At 40.9% G+C, this 8,950-nt stretch carries 7 protein-coding genes; 3 read left to right on the forward strand and 4 right to left on the reverse strand.

Features of this window, described 5'->3' with window-relative positions:
- Positions 1–327: 327 nt before the first annotated feature.
- Positions 328–1,530, reverse strand: a complete 1,203-nt coding sequence (locus tag CXF72_RS11445; protein WP_101039151.1) for an NAD(P)/FAD-dependent oxidoreductase — start codon at positions 1,528–1,530, stop codon at positions 328–330.
- Positions 1,531–2,295: 765 nt separating this feature from the next.
- The gene (fkpA, locus tag CXF72_RS11450; RefSeq protein WP_101039152.1) at positions 2,296–3,072 is read right to left on the reverse strand and encodes an FKBP-type peptidyl-prolyl cis-trans isomerase; all 777 of its coding nucleotides are present in this window, start codon (positions 3,070–3,072) and stop codon (positions 2,296–2,298) included.
- Between the two features lie 478 nt (positions 3,073–3,550).
- On the opposite strand from fkpA, the gene CXF72_RS11455 reads away from it, so the two are divergent.
- Complete coding sequence (locus CXF72_RS11455; protein ID WP_101039153.1) at positions 3,551–3,760, forward strand: SlyX family protein; 210 nt, start codon at positions 3,551–3,553, stop codon at positions 3,758–3,760.
- Positions 3,761–3,830: 70 nt separating this feature from the next.
- On the opposite strand, the gene CXF72_RS11460 is transcribed toward CXF72_RS11455, so the two are convergent.
- Positions 3,831–4,448 carry a type IV pilus modification PilV family protein gene (locus CXF72_RS11460; protein ID WP_101039154.1) on the reverse strand — a complete coding sequence of 206 codons (618 nt, stop codon included), beginning with the start codon at positions 4,446–4,448 and terminating at the stop codon, positions 3,831–3,833.
- Positions 4,448–5,764, reverse strand: coding sequence for a pilus assembly PilX family protein (locus CXF72_RS11465; RefSeq protein ID WP_101039155.1), 1,317 nt, complete (start codon positions 5,762–5,764; stop codon positions 4,448–4,450). The genes CXF72_RS11460 and CXF72_RS11465 overlap by 1 nt, the downstream gene beginning before the upstream one ends.
- A gap of 608 nt (positions 5,765–6,372) precedes the next feature.
- Between CXF72_RS11465 and acs the strand changes: the two genes are divergently transcribed.
- Positions 6,373–8,322 carry an acetate--CoA ligase gene (acs, locus tag CXF72_RS11470; protein WP_101039156.1) on the forward strand — a complete coding sequence of 650 codons (1,950 nt, stop codon included), beginning with the start codon at positions 6,373–6,375 and terminating at the stop codon, positions 8,320–8,322.
- A gap of 86 nt (positions 8,323–8,408) precedes the next feature.
- A complete protein-coding gene (gene aroQ, locus CXF72_RS11475; protein WP_101039157.1) occupies positions 8,409–8,858 on the forward strand; it encodes a type II 3-dehydroquinate dehydratase in 450 nt (149 codons plus the stop codon).
- Positions 8,859–8,950 lie beyond the last annotated feature (92 nt).

The raw sequence follows: 8,950 nt of genomic DNA on the forward strand, positions 1-8,950 counted from the left end.
TTTTAAAACACCAAACAAATTCGGCTACGCAATCCCCTTCCATTTTTCTTGTAATGAACAAACGCTTTAGCAAGTGAAATCATGGAGGATTTCGCTAAGTTCGGCTCCGTACAGGGATGTACGGTCCGAAATGGTGCGTTAAAAAGAGGTTGGGCAGTACAAGATCAAAAAATGGCTAGGGGTGTCGCTTTTTGCCTACTTTTTTTCGGCACTAAGAAAAAGTAAGGTTGCCGTCAGGGCGAAACCACCAGCGATAAAACTACATTGAACGCGAACAAGCGAAAGCCTACAAACAAACCTATTTGGCTAGGAAAAGACCAAAAACAATTAAACTTCCTGCCCTGCTGCCCAGCCGCATGCCCATGCCCATTGGAAGTTAAAACCTCCCAACCAACCGGTCACATCTAATGCTTCGCCGATAAAATACAAGCCAGATACGTTTTTGCAGGCAAAGGTTTTTGATGAAACAAAATCCGTATCAATACCACCAAGGGTAACTTCTGCGGTGCGATAACCCTCTGTCCCGTTGATTTGCGGAGACCAGTGCTGAAAGAGTTGTGTGATCTCCTGAAGCTGCTTTTCGTTATACTGTTTAAGCGGTAAGCTTTCGATCTCTGAAAATGCTAATAAACACTCAACCACACGTTTAGGTAGCTGTTGCGCTAACACTGTTTTCAAAGCCTGATCGGGATGATTTTTCTGGGCATGTAACAGTTCAGCAAAAAGATCCAGATTAGGTAGAAGATCTAAGCTTATTTTCTCACCCGGCTGCCAGTAATTTGAAATTTGTAAAATAACCGGGCCGCTTAAACCGCGATGAGTAAATAACAACGCTTCACTAAAGCTGATTTCTTTACTTTTTTTACCGTTAGTTACTCGGCACGTTGCCCGTGCGGGTAGACTAATACCGGATAATTCAGTAAATTTTTCTTTTTGGCTCTGCTGCAGGGTAAAAGGAACTAATCCCGCCCGAGTCGCTTTAACCGGTATTCGATATTGATCGGCAATTTTATAAGCCAGCGGTGTTGCCCCCATTTTAGGTAAAGATAAGCCACCCGTTGCAACCACTAATGATTGGCATTGATATTCACCTAATTTAGTTTGTACGGAGAAATGGTTATCCGCTAATTTACTATGGCTGAATATTTCACATTGGACTTGGACTTTAACTCCGGCATCTTTCGCCTCATTAAGTAACATGGCAACAATTTGTTTGGCACTCTCATCACAGAATAGTTGTCCGTGATCGCGTTCATTCCAGCTTATTTGGTGTTTGTCCACCAGCGCAATAAAATCCCACTGGGTATAACGGCTTAATGCCGATTTGACAAAATGCGGATTATCACAAAGAAAATTACCCGGTTCAGTATAGAGATTGGTGAAGTTACAACGTCCACCACCACTCATAATTATTTTTTGACCTGCCCGCTTAGCATGTTCAAGCACTAGAACCTTACGCCCGCGCTTGCCCGCTTCTATCGCACACATCAGCCCCGATGCACCTGCACCTATGATAATCACATCCCACATATTTCACCCCATAAATTAATGCGCTAAGGATACACTATTTAAAGGGGAGTTCGACAACCATTCGCGATAGGAAAGCACTAAAAAAGGGGTCGTTGTTAGCGGTTAGCGTTAACTTTATATTGTTCGGATTAAATTTTTATTCTGTTTGACCAATACGGCATCAGCCACCCTTCTTGTATGCTGTATTTAAAACCGGTTTTAAAAATATAAAACGGATCAATTAAACCGTTCAGAGTGCTCTACTTATACCAAAAGCATTAAATTTATGACCAGTTGCTTCAAATGAAAAATTTACGCTATCAAAGCCGCCGGGATAATTTTGAATAGTAAATCTGATTACGTTATTAATGCGTTTGCTATGAGATTATCGGTAGATGCATTCAATGCACCGCGGGCAGCGATAATCGGTGCAGCGAATAAGCGACAGCTTAGTATCTGAGCAGACACCCTACGCGCTATACGTTTGTTGTCATGGTTGGTGCTAGTTGGCGTTCAAATAAGACCGTCATTAAATATAATTAATTTTTTCAAAGGAAAAACACATGATGGTAACTTGCAGGGAAAGTCTTGAAGAGCCGTCTTAGTCTGGTATTTTCTTGTTGATAAAGTGAAATATGATGAAGTAGAAATTGATGAAGTGAAATATGAGGAAGTAGAAATTGATGAAGTGAAAGCTGATGATCACGAAGAATCGGAAGCTGTAAAATTAATAGCCAAAAAAAAGGCCGCTAAAGCGGCCTTGATATTAACGATTGATGTTAATTATTATTCAGCAGGAACTGCTGCTTTAGCCGTTTCAATATCTAATAATTCAACTTCAAAAATCAGGGTTGCGCCAGGAGGAATTGAACCTGCGCCCTGCTCTCCGTAAGCTAATTCAGCTGGAATAACAAACTTGTATTTTTCGCCAACATTCATCAACAGCACACCTTCAGTCCAACCGGGAATAACACGGTTAAGCGGGAACTTCGCAGGTTCACCACGACTGATTGAGCTGTCAAATTCAGTTCCGTCAACCAAGGTTCCTACATAATGCACTGTTACTGTGTCTTCAGCTTGGGGTTTAGACCCTTCCGCGGCAGTCATTACTGAGTACTGTAAACCAGAGTCAGTCACAGTGACGCCCTCGACCTTGGCATTATCAGCTAAAAACACTGCTGCTTGTTCAGCCATTTTTTCGCCTTTTTCTTTCATTTTTGCTTCTGCGGCAGCTTGTACCTGTTCACCATAAGCATTAACGGTTGCAACCACTTCTTCCTCGGTTAGCTTAGAAGTATCACGTAGCGAATCCGTAACACCGGCAATAATCGCTTCTGTATCAAGCGTTTCTAATCCGAATTCAGCTTGTTTAGCAATACCAGCTTTAATCTGTGTCGAAAATGAGACGCCAATTGCATAGGCAGCTTTTTCGGCATCATTTTCGAAAGCGACTTTCTCTACCACTTTATCTTGTACTTGAGCGACGGGCTCTGGTTTGTCTTCACACCCTACAGTAAATGCTACCGCAGCGGCTAATAACGAAACTTTAAATACATTTTTCATTGTTACTCCAAATTGTTTCTTATTATTAAATTAACTGTTTTTTGTTTTCTCTTTCTGAAAAAGAGAAAAAACGAGGATTAAAATTTTCAGATTCTCACAACTCTAGCGCTAATGATAAGGAAATTCAATTAACGATATGATTTATTAAAGCGCCTTATAGTTAATATTATCAAATAGTTGTTTCGTTATTACATCTTATTTTAGAATTTTTTTATTAATACCAGTAATACTGGTCGGCATAAGCCTGCGCATTATCAAAGCGAACACTTACGAGGCTCAATAATGAAATTTTCCTTGCCAATAAATTCTGAAATCGATTTTACCGGTGCGCGCTATAACGCACCGTTTATTGACAGGTAAACACAGAAGTAGTTCATATTTATTTATAAATAGAAAAAAAACATCTCTTAAAGCAGAAGTAGTATACTTAATGACTTAGTTAAAAAACGCCTTATTGCGCTAAAAGATAGGAAGCAGAATGGATCAGGAAAAACGCATTGAACAATTAGAAATGAAAGTCGCCTTTCATGAAGACAATATTGAGACCTTAAATGAAGAGATCTTTCAACAACAGCGTAAATTACAATTAATTAGCGAACAGCTGGCGGTACTGGCAATAAAATTAAAAGATGCCCAGCCGAACCAACTTGCAGCTGAAAAAGAAGAGATGGCACCTCCTCATTATTAGTAAGCTAATGTTGAAGCTTTAACATACTAAAAAGCTTCAACATTTTGCTAGTGAACGCGCTGCAGAGGGGCTAAAATAATGCGGCTAAATCCGAGTTAGTGATCAAACCATGACTTTCCCAATCACCGGAGCCGGTTTCGGGGGGAGTAGCACTGCCAGCAGAAAAATGCTTTTGTGATTCAAATAATTCGCTATTATAAATAACAAAGGCGTTTTGTTTGTATTCTAGTTTAGGGTTAAAATAGAATACATCATTAGTTTGCAGTTCAGATTCAAGAATAATAGCCCTTGACTGCGCCAAATTAATTTTCTCTGAATAGAGATAAGTCTGCTCATCGCCTTTTGAATCATCCCACTTTATTTGCAGTGTAACGGTGCGTATACTAGCACCGTCAGCGAGATCGGAAGAGACTGCCCATTCCAGATTAAAAGTTGTCAGGCCGGGTTCCTCCGTCGGTAAATTAACACCTACAAGCGCATCGAGACGGGCAACATTATCATAGCTGAGTAATTCATTCATTTTCTGGTTTGCCAGGGCAATCACTTCAGTATGTGCCACATTATCGCGATTTTGCTCAACAATAAGTTTTTGTAAACCGGTTATATTCACGGCGGTTAAACTAATTATTAATAACGACACTAATATTTCAACCAATAAAAAACCATTTTGAGCTGTTTTTTTAAACATTAAAAATCCCTCCATGACCCTTGCACAATACTATAACCGTTATAGATAGCGCGATTCCGACCTATATTTCCGTATAATGTATTAAGCACTGTTTTGTCATAACGTACAGAAAAGGGTTGCTCGTTATCAACATTGGGGGTTACATCATACGAACAACTGTATTCACTTAACAATGCTCCGTTAACTCTTACCCCCCCAAGATCAACAACATTGTGATCGCTAGAAAGGAAATACAGCATGCCAATAACGGCTGCTCCTTTCTTTGGCACCCCGTTCTCGTGTTGAAGGAGAAAGGTTCCGCCTTCTATAAAGACCATTTTGGGATTCTCCACCGTGCCGAGAGTAAAGTGTCTATTGCCAGATGTTGAACTTTGACCTGCATCATTTGGGTCTATATCACAATTTCCTGTGATATAAATAGTATCTATATCGGGATGGTTTAGTGCTAACGCATCTAAGCGTTCCGAGCAGCTTGTACTTAAGGTGCCATCTGTCATATCAATTTTCGCAACGTCAGCAGAATTTTTTAATGCCGTGATACCTGCATTTTTACTCACTCCAAAGGTGCTTTCGAACAGTGAACTGGCCGCTGAACCACCTGCAGCTGCTGTTCCATAAAAATTAGAACCGGTGGCTATATTATTTGGCCATTGAATAACGTCACCCTGCTCATCAACTGAGCCTATTTCCAGCGAGTTATCCGAATTTATTGGCTCATAAAAATTGTCGTCATTAACAGGCCCGGGGCATAAATCCGTCGGTGCTACTGTAGACTTACTGACCAGTTGATAATCTGCAAAATTACCCGGAGATTCACAATCTGCGGCACTAACCCCTTCACATCCATTATTAACCATAGCCACTGCATCCAGATTCAGTCTGCCATTGAGTGAAGCAGCTGCGGCAGGAAGATTAAAACCCATTACAGGTTTAATCTGCAGGGAAATGATGCGCTGCGCACTGTCATCCATAGAAGTACCCGTTGAGACTAGTTTCAGCGTATTAGTATTAAGCCAAGTGAGCTGCACGCTGTAGTGGTTGTCCGTTGAACTGTCAGTATAAGTTGTACTGACATTATAAGTTGCACTGTTGAAAATATCAGGTCCGAGGATGGGATCATCAAGTCTACTCAATAGCAAATTGAGACCTGATTCCGCATTAACAAAGGCCTGATTATTACGGTAATCATTAGCCACAATTTTATTATCAAGCAGTTGAGTCGATGCCATCTGTGCTGTAAATGCAATGCTTGCGATACTTAACAAAACCGTCGTAGTTAATACCACAAACCCTTTATATTGATTAATTGAGTTCATTAATAGACTCCAGAAAAGTCATTTAAGATAGATCAAGATTGAAATATCTTGTCATGACGAAATAGGACGATCCGGAGGACTGAGATAAAAAGACTCATTAGATTTTATCTACGACTCTCTTAATAACGTTTAAAACGATATTAAATTTTCCTTTTACCTTCTACCGGATGGGTATTAATCTTCAATTTTTTAATCACTTACAATGAATTGAAACTAATAAAGGAAGGTAAAAACCATTCTGAGGTTGTTAAGCATCCCTGCCATATTTTCAAATCCATATTTTTAAGCGCTTTAAATATACCCATTTAGATGATAGTAAAAGATTTTATTTTCACCAGTTCAGTTTAGGAGAGCAAGGATAAAAATGAAGTTATAATAAAAAAAACATGATTTCTTATCGCAAAAAAAAAAGATCGCGACCGCTGCTATTGATACAGATCGCAGAACAAGTTTTAATCACTCTATAAATTAACCTTAATGCAACAAATTTTAGCTACCTCACAATTTAGTCATTGGCTCTGCTTTACACTCACTTCCGAATTAATCAGCAATTACAATCATTTCCTCATTAGCAGGTGATTGGTTTATTTTAATAACTGGAGTTAAACATGAGTGAAGAGCACATTTACCCCGTAACAGATAACCTTGCAAAAAACAGCTTACTGACTAATGAAGAGTATTTAACACAATATCAAGCTTCTATTAGCGATCCGAGCACGTTTTGGGGTGAAAAAGGTAAAATTTTAGACTGGATTAAACCTTACACAAAAGTCAAAAATAGCTCCTACGATTCGGGCCATGTCAGCATCAAATGGTTTGAAGACGGACAACTTAATGTTTCAGCTAACTGTATCGATAGACACCTTGCCACTAAAGGTGACCAGGTTGCCATTCTTTGGGAAGGTGACACTGCAGATCAGGAAGAAAAAATAACCTATAAGCAGCTGCATCAACGTGTTTGTCAGTTTGCCAATGTATTAAAATCCCAAGGTGTTAGAAAGGGTGATGTTGTTTGTTTATATATGCCAATGACACCGGAAGCGGCAGTTGCCATGCTTGCCTGTACACGTATCGGTGCGGTTCATTCAATTGTCTTTGGTGGTTTCTCGCCCGATGCGATTGCCGGACGTATTGTCGACAGTAGTGCAAAAATAGTTATTACCGCAGACGAGGGTCGTCGCGGTGGACGTGCTGTTCCTCTTAAAGCAAATGTTGATGAAGCACTAACAAGAGACGGCACAGACTGCGTAAAAAGTGTCATTGTCTTTAAAAATACCGGTGGAGAAGTCAATTGGGTTGTCGGTCGAGATCTTGACTGGGAATCAGTTTGTGCCGATGAATCAAGTGAATGTGAACCGGAAGCGATGAATGCAGAAGATCCGCTTTTCATTCTCTATACTTCGGGCTCCACGGGGACGCCTAAAGGTGTTCTCCATACTACCGGCGGTTATTTGGTTTATGCTGCCATGACGTTCAAATATGTATTTGATTACCAGGAAGGTGATATTTACTGGTGTACTGCCGATGTAGGCTGGATCACCGGGCACAGTTATTCGGTTTATGGCCCGCTTGCTAACGGCGCAACCACCTTAATATTTGAGGGTGTACCCAATTACCCTACTCCAGCACGCATGAGTGAAGTTGTTGATAAACACAAAGTTTCTATTCTTTACACTGCGCCAACGGCAATCCGGGCACTGATGGCAAAAGGTGATCAGGCGATTGAAGGGACACACCGTTCTTCATTACGTATTTTAGGCTCCGTTGGAGAACCCATTAACCCTGAAGCATGGGAATGGTACTACAACAAAATAGGCGATAAGCGCTGTCCTATCGTTGATACCTGGTGGCAAACTGAAACCGGCGGCATCTTAATTACGCCGCTGCCTGGTGCAACTGACCTGAAACCCGGTTCTGCAAGCCTTCCCTTCTTTGGTGTTCAACCCGCCATTGTTGATAGCGAAGGCGTTGTTTTAGAAGGTGAAGCTGCAGGTAACTTAGTCATGCTAGATAGCTGGCCAGGACAAATGCGCACGCTTTATAACAACCATGACCGTTTCGAACAAACCTATTTCAGCACTTTTAAAGGCATGTACTTTACCGGTGATGGCGCGCGTCGTGACAGCGATGGATATTACTGGATAACCGGACGTGTTGATGACGTACTAAACGTTTCAGGTCACCGTATGGGCACCGCTGAAATAGAAAGTGCGTTAGTTGCTCACCCTAAAATAGCGGAAGCCGCCGTTGTTGGCGTACCACACGAAATTAAGGGTCAGGGTATCTATGCTTATGTCACCTTAAATGAGGGTGAGTACCCTTCTCCTGAGTTATACGCTGAAGTTAAACAATGGGTACGTAAAGAAATTGGCGCAATCGCAACACCTGATATTTTACATTGGGCAGAAGGTTTACCTAAAACACGCTCAGGTAAAATTATGCGCCGTATTTTACGTAAAATAGCAACGGGTGAAAGTGATTCTTTAGGTGATATTTCAACACTGGCCGATCCAAGTGTTGTTGATCAACTTATTAAAGAGAATCGCGAAACGAGCTAGTCCGCACACTTTAGCGATATTTCTGCTGGCATGCCGCCAGCAGAGCAGATAGACTTCCAGAACATCGTTTCTGGGAGTCTTTTTTTATGGCACAACAAATAAAAATATTAGTTTTAAATGGGCCTAACCTTAATTTATTAGGACAACGTGAACCCGAGGTCTACGGTAGTAAGACGCTTAGTGACATCATTAAAGAGTTAAGCGATGAAGCTGCGCTGCAGAATGTTGCATTATCACACTTACAATCAAACCGTGAATACGAACTGATTGAAAAAATCCACGACGCCTTTGAGAAAATTGATTTTATTATTATTAATCCGGCCGCATTTACGCACACCAGTGTTGCGCTTCGTGATGCGTTATTAGGGGTTAATATTCCTTTTATAGAAGTACACCTTTCCAACGTCCATGCACGTGAAAATTTCCGTCATCACTCTTACTTATCTGATATTGCACAGGGTGTTATTTGTGGCTTAGGCGCAAAAGGTTACTCTTTTGCATTACAGAGCGCGATTGGTAAATTACGCGATATTTGATTGAATTTCGGTTGTGATGATTAAAGCCCTGATGGTGAACCATAGGGCTTTAAAGCGACTACCACAGAGGGCACAGAGGCGCTGCGCTACAC

It is taken from the genome of Psychromonas sp. MB-3u-54, assembly GCF_002836415.1.
Lineage (GTDB): Bacteria > Pseudomonadota > Gammaproteobacteria > Enterobacterales > Psychromonadaceae > Psychromonas.

What these genes read in the sequence shown, in the direction of transcription:
- CXF72_RS11445 (WP_101039151.1), bottom strand. Translation starts at nt 1,530, where the DNA reads ATGTGGGATGTGATTATCATAGGTGCAGGTGCATCGGGGCTGATGTGT.
- fkpA (WP_101039152.1), bottom strand. Translation starts at nt 3,072, where the DNA reads ATGAAAAATGTATTTAAAGTTTCGTTATTAGCCGCTGCGGTAGCATTT.
- CXF72_RS11455 (WP_101039153.1), top strand. Translation starts at nt 3,551, where the DNA reads ATGGATCAGGAAAAACGCATTGAACAATTAGAAATGAAAGTCGCCTTT.
- CXF72_RS11460 (WP_101039154.1), bottom strand. Translation starts at nt 4,448, where the DNA reads ATGTTTAAAAAAACAGCTCAAAATGGTTTTTTATTGGTTGAAATATTA.
- CXF72_RS11465 (WP_101039155.1), bottom strand. Translation starts at nt 5,764, where the DNA reads ATGAACTCAATTAATCAATATAAAGGGTTTGTGGTATTAACTACGACG.
- acs (WP_101039156.1), top strand. Translation starts at nt 6,373, where the DNA reads ATGAGTGAAGAGCACATTTACCCCGTAACAGATAACCTTGCAAAAAAC.
- aroQ (WP_101039157.1), top strand. Translation starts at nt 8,409, where the DNA reads ATGGCACAACAAATAAAAATATTAGTTTTAAATGGGCCTAACCTTAAT.